The sequence below is a fragment of the Pseudomonas sp. P97.38 genome (assembly GCF_001269745.1).
GTDB lineage: Bacteria > Pseudomonadota > Gammaproteobacteria > Pseudomonadales > Pseudomonadaceae > Aquipseudomonas > Aquipseudomonas chlororaphis_E.
On the sequence record NZ_LHVJ01000015.1, the window covers coordinates 146,351 to 161,316 of the forward strand.

The 14,966-nt window shown below is 61.7% G+C and carries 13 protein-coding genes; 6 read left to right on the top strand and 7 right to left on the bottom strand.

The window, feature by feature from the left end; all coding sequences use genetic code 11:
* Nucleotides 1-3: 3 nt before the first annotated feature.
* A complete protein-coding gene (locus tag AD664_RS10905) occupies nt 4-411 on the top strand; it encodes a hypothetical protein (RefSeq protein ID WP_042730425.1) in 408 nt (135 codons plus the stop codon).
* Nucleotides 412-702: 291 nt separating this feature from the next.
* Complete coding sequence (locus AD664_RS10910; RefSeq protein WP_053146504.1) at nt 703-2,796, top strand: LTA synthase family protein; 2,094 nt, start codon at nt 703-705, stop codon at nt 2,794-2,796.
* Nucleotides 2,797-2,855: 59 nt separating this feature from the next.
* On the opposite strand, the gene AD664_RS26970 is transcribed toward AD664_RS10910, so the two are convergent.
* Nucleotides 2,856-3,008: a DUF3309 family protein gene (locus AD664_RS26970; RefSeq protein ID WP_003183939.1), complete on the bottom strand. Its 153-nt coding sequence runs from the start codon at nt 3,006-3,008 to the stop codon at nt 2,856-2,858.
* 275 nt (nt 3,009-3,283) lie between these two features.
* Here AD664_RS26970 and AD664_RS10915 point away from each other — a divergent pair, with 275 nt between their 5' ends.
* The 3 genes from AD664_RS10915 (at nt 3,284) to csrA (ending at nt 4,839) form a co-directional block, all read left to right on the top strand.
* Entirely contained in the window at nt 3,284-4,099 is an 816-nt protein-coding gene (locus AD664_RS10915; RefSeq protein ID WP_042730427.1) for an SDR family oxidoreductase, read from the top strand.
* 57 nt (nt 4,100-4,156) lie between these two features.
* Nucleotides 4,157-4,489: a YnfA family protein gene (locus AD664_RS10920; protein ID WP_042730434.1), complete on the top strand. Its 333-nt coding sequence runs from the start codon at nt 4,157-4,159 to the stop codon at nt 4,487-4,489.
* A 149-nt stretch (nt 4,490-4,638) separates the two neighbouring features.
* Nucleotides 4,639-4,839, top strand: a complete 201-nt coding sequence (gene csrA, locus AD664_RS10925) for a carbon storage regulator CsrA (RefSeq protein WP_053146506.1) — start codon at nt 4,639-4,641, stop codon at nt 4,837-4,839.
* Here csrA and AD664_RS10930 read toward each other — a convergent pair.
* From AD664_RS10930 to AD664_RS10945, 4 genes are all read right to left on the bottom strand, one after another.
* Nucleotides 4,828-5,055 carry a YheU family protein gene (locus tag AD664_RS10930; protein WP_024778700.1) on the bottom strand — a complete coding sequence of 76 codons (228 nt, stop codon included), beginning with the start codon at nt 5,053-5,055 and terminating at the stop codon, nt 4,828-4,830. The genes csrA and AD664_RS10930 overlap by 12 nt on opposite strands.
* A 186-nt stretch (nt 5,056-5,241) precedes the next feature.
* Entirely contained in the window at nt 5,242-6,432 is a 1,191-nt protein-coding gene (locus AD664_RS10935) for an osmoprotectant NAGGN system M42 family peptidase (RefSeq protein WP_042730429.1), read from the bottom strand.
* 173 nt (nt 6,433-6,605) lie between these two features.
* Nucleotides 6,606-8,351, bottom strand: coding sequence for an N-acetylglutaminylglutamine synthetase (ngg, locus tag AD664_RS10940; RefSeq protein WP_047737608.1), 1,746 nt, complete (start codon nt 8,349-8,351; stop codon nt 6,606-6,608).
* A 3-nt stretch (nt 8,352-8,354) separates the two neighbouring features.
* Nucleotides 8,355-10,127, bottom strand: a complete 1,773-nt coding sequence (locus tag AD664_RS10945; RefSeq protein WP_053146509.1) for an N-acetylglutaminylglutamine amidotransferase — start codon at nt 10,125-10,127, stop codon at nt 8,355-8,357.
* Nucleotides 10,128-10,959: 832 nt separating this feature from the next.
* Between AD664_RS10945 and AD664_RS10950 the strand changes: the two genes are divergently transcribed.
* Nucleotides 10,960-11,139 carry a hypothetical protein gene (locus tag AD664_RS10950; RefSeq protein WP_053146511.1) on the top strand — a complete coding sequence of 60 codons (180 nt, stop codon included), beginning with the start codon at nt 10,960-10,962 and terminating at the stop codon, nt 11,137-11,139.
* Nucleotides 11,140-11,194: 55 nt separating this feature from the next.
* On the opposite strand, the gene AD664_RS10955 is transcribed toward AD664_RS10950, so the two are convergent.
* Complete coding sequence (locus AD664_RS10955; RefSeq protein ID WP_053146514.1) at nt 11,195-12,544, bottom strand: hypothetical protein; 1,350 nt, start codon at nt 12,542-12,544, stop codon at nt 11,195-11,197.
* Nucleotides 12,545-12,868: 324 nt separating this feature from the next.
* On the bottom strand, nt 12,869-14,851 hold the full coding sequence (gene mnmC, locus AD664_RS10960) for a bifunctional tRNA (5-methylaminomethyl-2-thiouridine)(34)-methyltransferase MnmD/FAD-dependent 5-carboxymethylaminomethyl-2-thiouridine(34) oxidoreductase MnmC (RefSeq protein ID WP_053146516.1): 1,983 nt from the start codon (nt 14,849-14,851) through the stop codon (nt 12,869-12,871).
* Nucleotides 14,852-14,966: the final 115 nt, after the last annotated feature.

Consider the following 14,966-nt stretch of genomic DNA (forward strand, 5'->3'; position numbering starts at 1 on the left):
ACCATGACCGCCATCGCTCGCATCACCTTGCTCACGCTCGTCCTGGGCCTGAGCGCTTGTGCGGTCCAGCGTCCGCCGGAGCCTTCGACGCCACTGCCGCCGATTCCGCCGTCGACCCCGACCACCAAGCCTGGCCCGTCCACGCCGCCGGGCAAACCGGCCACCCCGAGCAAACCGGCCAAGCCTGTGCCACGCACCTCCGCCAGCTTCGCCCCGCCGCCGGGCGGCAACAGCCATTGGGATGCCAAGCTGGGGGTGTATGTGCTGGATAACCAGACCAACACCTTCTATCGCCAACGCACCTACTACCGCTGGAACAACGGCTGGAGCCGCTCCGTCAGCCCGAACGGCCCGTGGGAAGACACCACCATCGAAGGCGTGCCGGCGGGGTTGGGGCGGCAGTTTCACTAAGGCGTGAGGTCCTGTGGCGAGGGGATTAATCCCCTCGCCACAATGAAGTTCGTCTCGCCTATGCGTAGTGCCTGGATTTTGTGTTTCTGAATATTCATTGAACAAAATTTTCACAAAACCTTGCGGACAATCCCCCGCGCTTTTATCGCGGCCGGTTATTTAATGGCAATGCCATGGCCGTTCGTGCAAACATTTGCGCACTCGCGCAAGCCCCGGGGCCAGGCATTGGCCAACAGAGGGCGCGCTGTTGTTCCTTTTTGTCACTCAAACTCCAATAGGTCCTAAAACGACATGGCAATCCCGGACGCCCTGAGTCAGCAGCGCACTACGCATCGCCTGCTGCAACCGACCGTCAAATCGCACCTGGCCTACACCCTGCTTTGCGCCCTGGTGATGATGGTCATGTTCAGCCTGCTGCGCGTGGCGCTGCTGGTCTACAACCGCGAGATGATCCTCGACACCCCGGCCTCTACCTTCGTCGAAGCGTTCGTCAACGGCTTGCGATTCGACCTGCGCCTGGTGGTCTACCTCTGCATTCCATTGCTGCTGGCGTTGTTCAGCGCCAGGGCCATGGCGGCACGCGGGTTCTTTCGTTTCTGGCTGACGGTCACCTCCAGCATCGCCTTGTTCCTGGGCCTGATGGAGATGGACTTCTACCGTGAATTCCACCAGCGCCTCAACGGCCTGGTCTTCCAGTATGTAAAGGAAGACCCGAAGACCGTGATGAGCATGCTCTGGTACGGCTTCCCGGTGGTGCGCTACCTGCTGGCCTGGGTCGGCGGCACGATCATCCTGAGCCTGGCGTTCAAGGGCGCCGATCGGGCGACCCGTCCGCGCGGCCCGTTCAGCGGTGGCAGCATCGGTACGCGCCAGATCGCCCCGTGGTACGGACGTGTAGCGGTGTTCATCGTTTGCCTGCTGGTGGCCGTGACGGCGGCCCGTGGCACCCTGCGCCAGGGCCCGCCGCTGCGTTGGGGCGACGTGTACACCACCGACTCGAACTTCGCCAACCAGTTGGGCCTCAACGGCACACTGTCGCTGGTGGCGGCGGCCAAGAGCCGGATGTCCGAAGACCGTGACAACATCTGGAAAGCCACCCTCGAACAACCGCTGGCCCAGCAGACCGTGCGCGACATGCTGGTCATGCCCGACGACAAGCTGGTGGACACCGAGACCGCCGCCGTGCGCCGCGACTACACGCCGCCGGCCGACAAGACGCTGCCCATCAAGAATGTGGTGGTGATCCTCATGGAAAGCATGGCCGGTCACTCGGTGGGCGCCCTGGGCGCATCGGGCAACATCACGCCTTACCTGGACAAGCTGTCCAAGGAAGGCCTGCTGTTCGACCGCTTCTTCTCCAACGGCACCCACACCCACCAGGGCATGTTCGCCACCATGGCGTGCTTCCCGAACCTGCCCGGTTTCGAATACCTGATGCAGACGCCGGAAGGCAGCCACAAGCTGTCAGGCCTGCCGCAGTTGCTCAGTGCCCGTGACTACGACGACGTGTACGTCTACAACGGCGACTTTGCCTGGGACAACCAGTCGGGGTTCTTCAGCAGCCAGGGCATGACCAACTTCATCGGGCGTAACGACTTCGTCAACCCGGTGTTCTCCGATCCGACCTGGGGCGTGTCCGACCAGGACATGTTCGACCGTGGCCTGATCGAGCTCAAGGCGCGGGAAAACGGCAAGCCGTTCTACGCCTTGCTGCAGACCCTGTCGAACCACACGCCGTATGCGCTGCCGACACCGTTGCCAGTGGAGCGGGTGACCGACCGTGGCAGCCTGAACGAACACCTGACCGCCATGCGCTACGCCGACTGGGCCCTGGGCCAGTTCTTCGAGAAGGCCCGCAAGGAACCGTATTTCAAGGAAACCTTGTTTGTGGTGGTGGGCGACCATGGCTTCGGCAACGAACGCCAGATCACCGAAATGGACCTGGGTCGCTTCAACGTGCCGTTGCTGCTGATCGGCCCGGGCGTTCAGGAGAAGTTCGGCCAGCGCAGCCACACCGTGGGTACCCAGGTCGATATCGTGCCGACCATCATGGGCCGGATCGGCGGCCAGGTGCGCAACCAGTGCTGGGGGCGTGACCTTTTGAACCTGCCGCAGGGCGATACCGGTTTTGGCGTGATCAAGCCATCGGGCAGCGAACAGACCACGGCGATCATCAAGGACGACCAGATCCTGGTACTGCCGAAGGAAAAGGAAATGCCGCCAAAGATGTATCGCTATGAACTGGGTGCCAGTCCCCGTGCGGAGATCGTCCCGGATGCACCGGACACCGCAGCGATGAAACTCAAGCTCGAGTCGTTCCTGCAGACGGCCACCAAGAGCTTGTTGGATAACACCGCCGGTGTTATCGACGGCAAGCCGGACTGATTATCGGCGAGCAAAAAAAAGAGGCCTGCAAGGGCCTCTTTTTTTTTGCACTTAGTGGTTCATATCTTGCCCAGTAGCAGCAGGACCAACAGCACCACCAACACCACACCGATAATACCGGACGGGCCGTAACCCCAACTTCTGGAGTGCGGGAAGACCGGCAGACCACCGATCAGCAGGAGGATCAGGATAATGATAAGAATTGTGCCCATTGTAGATTTCCTTATTGGTCAGTTCTGGGTTGATGCAACTTTTGACTGCCAGCGCGCATGCATTAAATCCGGGCGGCTTATTAGGTCCGACCGTAACGTCCTGTAAAAAATTCAATGTTTTTCAGTGCCCGCTACAAAGTGCGCAAGTCGCCACAGGTCCCTTCACAACCCGCCACGGTTTGCCCTCGCCATTCAGCAATCTGATGGAGCGTGGGGGCGGCTGGGTCCTTCGCTACACTCGGCCTATCTCTCCCGGAACAACAAGGCTGTCTGCTATGCAAAATCGCATGATGATCACTGGGGCCGGCTCCGGCCTGGGCCGCGAAATCGCGCTGCGCTGGGCCCGCGAAGGCTGGCGCCTGGCCTTGTCGGATGTCAGTGAACCCGGCCTGGTGGAAACCCTGAGGTTGGTGCGCGAGGCAGGCGGCGACGGTTTCATCCAACGTTGCGATGTGCGCGACTACAGCCAATTGACGGCCTTCGCCCAGGCCTGCGAAGAGAAGTTCGGCGGCATCGACATCATCGTCAATAACGCGGGCGTGGCCTCGGGCGGCTTCTTCAGCGAACTGTCCCTGGAAGACTGGGACTGGCAGATCGCAATCAACCTGATGGGCGTGGTCAAGGGCTGCAAGGCGTTCTTGCCGTTGCTGGAGCAGAGCCGCGGCAAAATCATCAACATCGCCTCCATGGCCGCGCTGATGCAAGGGCCGGCCATGAGCAACTACAACGTGGCCAAGGCCGGCGTGGTGGCCTTGTCGGAAAGCCTGCTGGTTGAACTGGCCCAGCAGGAAATCGGCGTGCACGTGGTGTGCCCGTCGTTCTTCCAGACCAACCTGCTCGACTCCTTCCGTGGGCCGACACCAGCCATGAAGGCCCAGGTTGGCAAACTGCTGGAAAGCTCGCCCATCAGCGCCGCCGACATCGCCGATTACATCTACCAGCACGTCGCCCAGGGCCAGTTCATGATCCTGCCCCACGAGCAGGGACGGGCGGCGTGGGCGCTCAAGCAGCAGGCCCCGCAGAAGCTCTACGACGAAATGACCGTCATGGCCGACAAGATGCGCGCCAAGGCTCGACAGAACCCGAGTTGACCTGGCGCCCCGGTGTCCTCAGGATGGCGCGATTCGGCCTTCCTGATGGACATTTGCATGCTCAATTACCTGTGGTTCTTTCTTGCCGCGCTGTTTGAAATCGCCGGTTGCTACGCGTTCTGGATGTGGCTGCGCCAGGGCAAGAGCGCCTGGTGGATCGCGCCGGCGCTGATCAGCCTGACCCTCTTTGCCCTGTTGCTGACCCGTATCGAAGCCACTTATGCCGGTCGCGCCTACGCCGCCTACGGCGGTATCTACATCATCGCCTCGATTGGCTGGCTGGCCGTGGTGGAGCGGGTGCGGCCGCTGGGTTCGGACTGGATCGGCGTGGCGCTGTGCGTGCTGGGGGCGAGCGTGATCCTGTTCGGGCCACGCTTCTCGGCGACCTGAAATAAACGCGGCTATACAGGTTTTGCAGGACGTTTCCGTCAGCCTGAAGTGCTTTGCTTGTAGGGCCTTACTGATTTGTCGTGGGAGCCTTGAGAAGCTGAATCAGGCCGGGCATGGTCGAGGTCCAGACATTCTTAAGGACAAGAACCATGCTCGTACTAAGCCGCGCTGTGGGCGAACTGATTTCAATCGGTGACGACATTTCCGTTCGCGTGCTGTCGGTCACCGGCGGCACCGTGCGTTTTGGCGTCGAAGCGCCCCGACACATCGATGTCCATCGCTCCGAAATCTACGAAAAGATCCAGAAGAAAAAAGCCCACGCCCAGCGCAAGGTCTGTTCAGTCGAATAGGTGCTTGGGCACGTCGTGCTTGAGCATCAGTTGGCACTGTTCGCTCTCGGGATCGAACACGATCATCGCCTGGCCCTTGGTCAGCGCTTGTCGAACGCGCAGTACGCGGGTTTCGAGGGGCGTGTCGTCGCCATTGTCGGTGCCGTCGCGGGTCACGAAATCCTCGATCAGGCGAGTGAGCGTGTCGACTTCGAGTTGGTCGTGGGGAATCAGCATGGGGTACCTCGGCTAGACAATGAGGCGATGCTACGGCCAACGAGCGTTTGCGGCTAGCCTTGGGATTCTTTTGGGGGGGTGTCGCTTCGCGAGTAGGCTCGCTCTCACATTGGCATGCAATCTTTTGTGGGAGCGAGCTTGCTCGCGAAACCGGTTTTGCTGACGCCGCCCCTCAAGGCGGGCGCCTCAGCTGTCCGACCGTTGCCCCAGCAGGCTATCCACCGAAGGCACTCGGGTATCGCTTTCCATCTGCGCATCGTGTTCGATCTGGTGACTGAAGCGGTCCAGCGAGCCTTGGGCCGGTTGCGCGTCGCTGGCAAACACGGGTGGGCTGAGGATGTAGGCGCCGAGCAGGCGGCTGAGGGCGGCCAGGCTGTCGATGTGGGTGCGTTCGTAGCCATGGGTGGCGTCGCAACCGAAGGCCAGCAGGGCGGTGCGAATGTCGTGGCCGGCGGTGATGGCCGAGTGGGCGTCGCTGAAATAATAGCGGAACAGGTCCCGGCGGGCCGGCAGCTCGTTCTCCTTGGCCAGTTTCAGCAGGTGTCGCGACAGGTGGTAGTCGTAGGGGCCACCGGAGTCCTGCATGGCCACGCTTACCGCGTGTTCGCTCGACTGCTGGCCGGGCGCGACCGGCGCGATATCGATGCCGACGAATTCGCTGACGTCCCAGGGCAGCGCGGCGGCTGCACCGCTGCCGGTTTCCTCGGTGATGGTGAACAGCGGGTGGCAATCGATCAGCAGTTCTTCACCGCTGTCGACAATGGCCTTGAGCGCCGCCAGCAGCGCGGCGACACCGGCCTTGTCATCCAGGTGGCGGGCGCTGATGTGACCGCTTTCGGTGAACTCCGGCAACGGGTCGAAGGCCACGTAGTCACCAACGCTCACGCCCAGGGTTTCGCAATCGGCGCGGGTGGTGCAGTAGGCGTCCAGGCGCAGTTCGATGTGGTCCCAGCTGATGGGCATTTCATCCACGGCGGTGTTGAACGCATGCCCGGATGCCATCAAGGGCAGCACGCTGCCGCGAATCACGCCGGTGTCGGTAAACAGGCTGACCCGGCTGCCCTCGGCAAACCGGCTCGACCAGCAGCCCACCGGGGCCAAGGTCAGGCGCCCATTGTCCTTGATGGCCCGTACCGAGGCGCCGATGGTGTCCAGGTGCGCGGACACCGCGCGGTCGGGGCTGTTCTTGCGGCCCTTGAGGGTGGCGCGGATGGTGCCGCGACGGGTCATTTCAAAGGGGATACCCAACTCTTCGAGCCGTTCGGCAACGTAGCGCACGATGGTGTCGGTGAAGCCGGTCGGGCTGGGAATGGCGAGCATTTCCAGCAAGACTTTTTGCAGGTATTCGAGATTCGGTTCGGGAATTTTGCTGATCATGGAAACTCCTCTCGGACGATAAGGTTAGGCAGAAGAGCCTTGTGGCGAGGGAGCTTGCTCCCGTTCGAACGCAAAGCGGTCGCAGCTCCAGCCCTGAATAAACCGGACATTCGCATCGAAGGGGCGCTCCGCGACCCAGCGCGAGCAAGCTCCCTCGCCACTGGGAACGGTGCTCAGGCCACCGCCTGGCTATGGGGAAACAGTAGGTCCACAAAGCGTTCGGCAGTGGGTTGCGGTTCGTGGTTGGCCAGGCCGGCGCGTTCGTTGGCTTCGATGAACACATAGTCGGGCTGGTCGGCCGCCGGCACCAGCAGGTCAAGGCCGACCATGGGAATGTCCAACGCTCGGGCGGCGCGTACCGCCGCATCGGCCAGGGTCGGATGGAGGATGCCGGTGACGTCTTCCAGTACCCCGCCGGTATGAAGGTTGGCCGTGCGCCGCACGAACAGGTGCTCTCCGGCCGGCAGGACGCTGTCGTAGTCGAACCCCGCCGCCTTGAGCGTGCGCTCGGTCTCGGCATCCATCGGGATCTTGCTTTCGCCACCCGTGGCGGCCTGGCGTCGGCGACTCTGGGCTTCGATCAGGGCGCCGATGGTGTGGCGGCCGTCGCCGATCACTTCCGCCGGCCGCCGGATGGCGGCCGCCACCACTTCGAAACCGATCACCAGGATCCGCAGGTCCAACCCCTCGTGGAAGCTTTCCAGCAGCACCCGGCTGTCGAACTGCCGGGCCGTTTCGATGGCGGCTTGGACTTCTTCAATGGTGCGCAGGTCCACTGCCACGCCCTGGCCTTGTTCGCCATCGAGCGGCTTGACCACGACCCGTTCGTGCTCGTCGAGAAACGCCAGGTTGTCGTCGGCATTGCCCGCCAGTTGTTGTGCCGGCAGATTCAGGCCGGCGTTCTTGAGCACCTTGTGGGTCAGGCTCTTGTCCTGGCACAGGGTCATGCTGATAGCGCTGGTCAGGTCACTCAAGGATTCGCGGCAACGCACCCGGCGGCTGCCGTGGACCAGGGTGAACAACCCGGCCTCGGCGTCGTCCACCTGGACCTCGATGCCGCGACGGTGGGCTTCCTCGACAATGATCCGCGCATAGGGGTTGAACTGAGCCTCGGGACCCGGGCCAAGGAACAGCGGCAGGTTGATGCCGTTCTTGCGTTTGATGGCAAAGGTCGAGAGGTTGCGGAAACCGAGCTTGGCGTAGAGGTTTTTCGCCAGGCGATTGTCGTGCAGCACCGACAGGTCGAGGTAGCTCAGGCCCCGGCTCATGAAATGCTCGATGAGATGGCGCACCAGCACTTCGCCAACACCTGGCCGTGAGCATTGCGGGTCCACGGCGAGGCACCAGAGGCTGCTGCCGTTTTCCGGGTCGTTGAAGGCTTTCTGGTGATTCAGGCCCATGACGCTGCCGATCACCGCGCCGGTATCGTCGTCTTCGGCCAGCCAGTAGACCGGGCCGCCTTCGTGACGCGGGGTCAGGCGTTGCGGGTCGATGGGCAACATGCCGCGGGCCTGGTAAAGCTGGTTGATGGCTTGCCAGTCGGCGTCCCCCTGGGCCCGGCGGATGCGGAACCCACGGAACACCCGCGTGGCCTGGCGATAATCACTGAACCACAGACGCAAGGTGTCGGACGGGTCGAGGAACAGATGCGCCGGTTCCAGCCCCAGGACTTGCTGGGGCGCGGCGACGTACAGGGCAATGTCGCGTTCGCCCGGTTGCTCATTGAGCAGTTCCTGGGCCAGGCAAGCCGGGTCGGGGAACGTGTGGCCGATCAGCAGCCGACCCCAGCCGCAGTGGACGGCGATCGGGTCAGCGCCCATTGCGCTGCCATCTTCGGCCAGGCGCGCCTGCAGACGTTCGTACGAAGGCGCCTGGCCCCGCAAGAGGCGTTGGTTGTGAACGGTAGGGTGGGGTTTCATCAATCAGATTCCTTGCTCGCTGAGCCACAGGTTCAGCGCCGCCAGTTGCCACAGGCGCGAACCGCGCAGCGGGGTCAATTGGCCGTTGGGGTCGGTGAGCAGACGGTCGAGCATAGCCGGGTTGAACAGGCCGCGATCCTGGCTCGGATCCAGCAGCAGTTCGCGCACCCAGGCCAGCGTGTCGCCTTCCAGGTGCTTGAGCCCAGGCACTGGGAAATAGCCCTTCTTGCGGTCGATCACCTCGCTGGGGATCACGCGCCGGGCGGCCTCCTTGAGCACCTGCTTGCCGCCGTCGGGCAGCTTGAACTTCGCCGGCACCCGGGCCGAAAGCTCCACCAACCGGTAGTCGAGGAACGGCGTGCGCGCTTCCAGGCCCCAGGCCATGGTCATGTTGTCGACGCGCTTGACCGGGTCGTCCACCAGCATCACCGTGCTGTCCAGGCGCAGCGCCTTGTCGACCGCGGCGTCGGCGCAGGGTTGGGCGAAATGTTCCTTGACGAAGTCGCCGGCGGCGTCATTGGCCGTCAGCCACTTGGGCTGCACGGTGTCGGCGTATTCCTCGTAGCTACGGTCGAAGAACGCCGCACGGTAGGCCGCGTAAGGGTCGCTGGCGCCGTCCACTTGCGGGTACCAGTGATAACCGGCGAACAGTTCATCGGCACCCTGGCCGCTTTGCACCACCTTGCAATGCTTGGCCACTTCTCGCGACAGCAGGTAAAAGGCGATGCAGTCGTGGCTGACCATCGGTTCGCTCATGGCGCGGAAGGCCGCCGGCAGTTGTTCGATGATCTCTTTTTCGTCGATGCGCAACTGGTGGTGGCGGGTGCCATAGTGCTTGGCGATCAGGTCCGAATACTGGAATTCGTCGCCGCGCTCGCCGCCGGCATCCTGGAAACCGATGGAGAAGGTGGACAAGTCTTCCACGCCGACTTCGCGCAGCAACCCCACCAACAGGCTCGAATCGACACCGCCGGACAACAGCACGCCGACATCGACGGCCGCGCGTTGGCGGATGGCGACGGCTTCGCGGGTGCTGTCGAGCACGCGGTCGATCCAGTCTTCCAGGTTCAGGTTCTGCTCATCGGCGTGGGGGCCGTAGGGCAGGGTCCACCAGGTTTTCTGCTCGGTGGTGCCGTCGGCTTCGACCCGCATCCAGGTGGCCGGCGGCAGTTTTTCGACGCCGGCCAGCAGGGTGCGAGGCGCGGGGACCACCGCATGGAAATTCAGGTAATGGTTCAACGCCACCGGGTCGAGCATCGGGCTGATGTCACCGCCCTTGAGCAGGGCCGGCAGGGCCGAGGCAAAGCGCAAGCGCTGGCCGGTGCGCGACAGGTACAGCGGCTTGACGCCGAGGCGGTCGCGGGCGATGAACAGCCGCTTGGCGTCCCGTTCCCAGATGGCGAAGGCAAACATGCCGTTGAGCTTGGGCAACAGGGCCTCGCCCCAGGCGTGATAGCCCTTGAGCAGCACTTCGGTGTCGCCGCCGGAATGGAAGGCGTAGCCCAGCGCTTCAAGCTCGGCGCGCAGTTCCGGGAAGTTGTAGATCGCGCCGTTGAAGGCCAGGGACAGGCCCAATTGATTGTCGATCATCGGCTGCGCCGAGCCGTCCGACAGGTCCATGATCTTCAAGCGACGGTGGCCCAGGGCAATCGGCCCCTGGCTATGGAAACCCCATGCGTCAGGGCCACGCGGGGCCAGGTGATGGGTGATTCGCTCCACGGCCGCAAGGTCCGCAGGTTGTTGATCGAAACGTAACTCTCCAGCTAATCCGCACATATCCAAAAAGGCCTTGTGTTTGCTGGGGCTCTCGGCATTTACCTTGATTCAGTACTAAATTTGTACCGTTTTTTGATAAATCCAGCTTTTCAAGCTCCGCGAAATCACTCGAAGAACTGATCCACTTGGCATAGGTTGACAGCAAACACCTGAACGCTGTGTCCGAGCTGCGCAGCGATGAGTGCCGGATTCATGCCGGACATCAGGCACATCGTTGCGTAGCTGTGCTGGCGTCCACCATCCTGCGATATCGGATCCCCGACTTGCGCAGCGCCGTCAACCAATAGCGCTTAGCCCCCGTTTCGGATCGGATGTACAGCTCTGATTTTTTACCCGATCCTTCCGGCGCGAAAACATAATCAGAGCGCGCCGCCGTAAGAGGTCTGGCTTTTTCGAGTGCCTGTAGCGCTCGATCGTTCAATAAAACTTCCCGCGACACGTTCATCTTCGTCCTTTCCTCGATCTTTCCGTACAGCCTGATACGGCACACCTTGGCGCGCTTTCAGCGCCTGTCACTTCGCTCCAGCACAGGGCCATTGCCTCGCCTGGGTCCAATCTCGTGTAGAAAGAAGACGCAAAAAACATGAGTGGATGGTTTGAAGACCGCTCGTCACTTCGTACAGCTCTCAGATCGAATCGGCCGCTTCTTCGCGGCTGAATGATTCAATCTCTCGCGTGGTCAACCTGGCGGTGATCGGGGCGCGAGGACGTTTACAAGATCGCTGCCGGCGACCTGCGCGCTGCAGTTTGAGAAGGCTTTGCTGCGAACCCCCTTGCCATTCCGCCCACGGCAGCTTTGTGTAGAATGGGTGGGATCATGGAGGGGACGGCAATGTACCAGGCACTTAAAAGCGGTATATTTATAGCTGGAATTTTACTTTTACTGGCCGGTACAGGGATATCTATCAACTTCTTTTTGAGATCAAAAGAAATTGAAATTCCCAGTGTGATAATGATTTTTGTGGGTTTGATTCTGGCCTTTGCAGGCTGGAAGAAAAGTCGCAAATATTAGCTGATAGGACCACAAGTACACGGAGGGCGTCCTGTATTTGTGGTCCTAATACTCATCAGGTAGGCGATGCTGGGCCTGCAAGGCGTTCACGTCTGTTCGCATGCAAAGTGGTTTCAATGCGCAGCAACGCGCGATATCCCACATATGCCGCCAATACGCAAAACACGATCACCAGTAGACGGGCATTAAATATTCCGCCGCGAGCGATGAGCGTGAATCCGATACCGCAGAACAGCATGGCAAATCCGAGTATGCTCGGTGCTTTGGTGCGCCGAGAAATGCCCAGTATCATCAGCGTCTGACAGAGCAATACCACGACCCAGTCCGCATAGAACGCCCAACCTCCCAAATGCATGAGCACGTTCGCCTTGAGCGGGAAAGTGATGTTCGTACCACGCTTGGCCACGTGAGGATAAAGTGCGCGAGTCTCGGCCGTGGAAATTGGTTTGCTTGGCATAAGCTGGCGAGGGATGAATAGCGTCATCGCGTCTTCAAGGGCGTATGCCCTCGGCTCAACTTTGTTGCCCTGGATCGCGCTCAGGACATCCTCAGAAATGAATGCGGCGTTGTAGTTCAGATCTTCAAAACTGTTCGTGGGGTCAATTGCCACAGCGTCTTTTGGCGCCACTGGCTTGCCGGCCTGGTTAGCCTTCTTGCCGGCGAGTTCATCTACGCGTGCCATAGCCTCACTTGGCGCTACGGGAGCGATTACGATGGGTGCTAGGGGGGCTGCGGGTGCGCGCATGTTGGTGATGATAACGTAGGAGATTCCCATCGAAGCGACAGCGAGCATGGAGGCGATCAAAAATTTTACGAGGCTTACGCGCTGAAACATCAACAAGACGATGAACGTCAGCGCGAATAGAATTAGGATTCCGCGCCCACCGCTGAATGACACGATAAGCAGGCTCAGCAGTAGGAAAGCGCCATTTTTTAACGTTACGCCGCTGAAATACATGTTCATCAGTTGAAGCAGCAATGCGGAATACATTGCGAGAACTATCCAGGCACCACCGTTAGTTACCATAAAGCTGTATGTATGGTAATTGTCAACGACGTATCTCGGGGAGAGCGTCCCGAAAACTCGATACATGCTCAGCGCTAGAAGGAATAAAATTCCTGTTGTTATCAGAGCAAGCGAGAGGGTTGATAGACGTTCAAGCGATGGTGAAAAATCGTCGAGAAGGCCCAGGCGACGAGAAAGTATGAACCCCAGCGCGGCGACAGTAAGCGCACAAACCGAGTCTATAACCGTCGCACCGTTCATGTAGGCTGAGGTCAGCAACGGATATTTTTCAACGCTGAGATACCGACCTATGAACAACACCTGATAAGCGATATAGCATCCAAGCGGGCCAACCAATATCAGCGCCAGTTTCTTTGTGTTGTTATTGAATATTTGCATGCGTCAACTCTTTACTTTTGAGCTTCCATGAGCCAGGCACTCAAGCGCGGCAGCTTTGATTTGCCAGGCAGTATCTGCAAGCCATTCCATTGCCGGCAGCGATCGCATCGTAGCGGGCGTTCCAGGAGGTAACAGGCGGTAACAGGTGGGGGATCATACCGGATCAGGTGGCGGCTTTGAATGGGATGTGCACGGAGTCGGTTGAGCGGTCGGCAGAATGTCGGCGGAACGGGGGGATCTTATATCTTTTTTGTATCAACTGACGTTCCTTCGGGGCGCTATTCACTAGGCCGGTTCAGCCTCGCTTCCACAGGGATATACAGCTCAGGCCTTGCCCCGAATCAACGCTCGCAACGCGAAGCGGTTCGGGTGGCAGGCCTCGGCCACGCTTCGGGGCAGCGGCAGGGGTTCGTCGTCGAGCCAGGCGGCGATCAGTTCGCCCGACAGGGGCGCGGTGATCAGGCCGCGCGAGCCGTGGCCGCTGTTCACGTAGAGGCCGTCGAGCCAGGGGCAGGGGGTGTCCGGCACTTGCCGGGCGTCTTTGCCCAAGGCGTGGTAAGCCTCGTGGAAGGCCTGGTTGTCAGCCAGGGGCCCCACGATCGGCAGGTAGTCCGGGCTGGTGCAACGGAACGCCGCGCGGCCTTCGAGCCGTTGCGGGTCCAGGGTGGCGGCGCCGAGGCGTTCGAGCAGGTCCTCGGAGATTTCTTCGAGCATCTGCAGGTTGCCGGCGTGTTCGGCAGCGGTGGGGGTCAGGTCGTCGCTGTTGAAGTCGAAGCTGGCGCCCAGGGTGTGCTCGCCCAGACGCGGCGGCGCCACGTAGCCTTCGGCGCAGACCACGGTCGCCAGGTCCTGGCTGCGCGCGGTTTGCGGCAGCCGGGTGATTTGCCCGCGAATGCGCTTGAGGGGCAATCCGGCGGCCGGTTCGAAACGCTTGATTTCGGCGGCACTGGCGAGGATCACCACCGGCGCGCTGGCCAGGCAGCGTTGACTGTCCCACGCTTGCCACTGGCCATCGACGCGGCGCAATTGCAGCACGTCATGGTGCGCTTGCACCTCGATCGCGGTGCCCGAGGCCTGCCAGCGGCACAACGCCGGCGGATGCACCCAGCCGCCTTCGGGATAAAACAGACCACCGCAGGCCAGGCCGATGCCTGACAGCCTTTGTGCCTCGGGCTGCGCCAGGGGGTGCAGCAAGTCAGCGGGGAACGCCTCGGCCAGTTGCGTCTGGCGCTCGGCTTCCTTGTGATTGAAGGCCAGTTGCAGGACGCCGCAGCCGTCCCAGTCGACGCCCCGTTGCAGGTGCTCCAACAGGCGGCGGGTGTAGCCGAAGCCGCTGAGGATCATCTGCGACAGCGCGGTGCCGTGGGCCGACAGCTTGAGGTACAGCACGCCCTGTGGATTGCCCGACGCCTCTTCGGCCAACCCGGCGTGTCGTTCCAGCAGCGTCACCTGCCAGCCCCGCGCGGCGAGGCTGGCGGCACTGGCGCAACCGGCCAGGCCGCCACCGATCACCAATGCCCGACGCTCGCCGCCGAAGGCCGCGGGGCGGGCGTACCAGGGCTTTGCCGTGGACGGCGCCGGCGTCTGTTCCGGCCAGCCCAGGAACACACCGCGCAGGATCTCCCATTTATGGCCAATGCCGGGCGTGCGTTTCATCTTGAAACCTGCCGCGTTCAGCAACCGCCGAACCCAACCGGTGCTGGTGAAGGTGCTGAGGGTCGATCCCGGGGCCGCCAGCCGCGCCAGTTCGGCGAACAGCTCGGCCGTCCACATCTCGGGGTTCCTGGCGGGTGCGAATCCGTCGAGGAACCACGCGTCGATGCGGGCATCGAGTTGCGGAAGTTGTTCCAACGCATCACCGATCAGCAAGGTCAGCGTCACTCGGCCATTGGCCAGGACCAGGCGTTGGAAACCCTGGTGGATGGCGACGTACTGGTCCAGTAACTGCTGCGCCTGGGCTTGAAGCTGCGGCCAGAGGGCCAGGGCGCGACGCAGGTCTTCGGGGCTCAAGGGGTACTTCTCGACGCTGACGAAATGCAGCCGCGCCCCGGCCGGTGCGCACTGCTCGAACAGTTGCCAGGCGCAGAGGAAGTTCAGGCCGGTGCCGAACCCGGTTTCGCCGATCACCAGGCGCCCGTCCTCGGGCAGCGCGGCGAAGCGCTCGGCCAGTTGGTTTTGCTCAAGGAATACGTAGCGGGTTTCATCCAGCCCCGACTGATCGGAAAAATACACGTCGTCGAACACCCGCGAACGCGGGCGACCCTGGTCGTCCCAGTCGAGTTGGGCGTGTTGCTGGATGGGCGTCATGGCAGGCTCGGTGAAAACGGGGAAGCCATTCTAGCTGATTCGCATAGTCGAACGCGGCGCGTGCGTACAGGCATTGTCATGCCAGGCGTAGGGAATGATCCTGCCTGGTGCTACA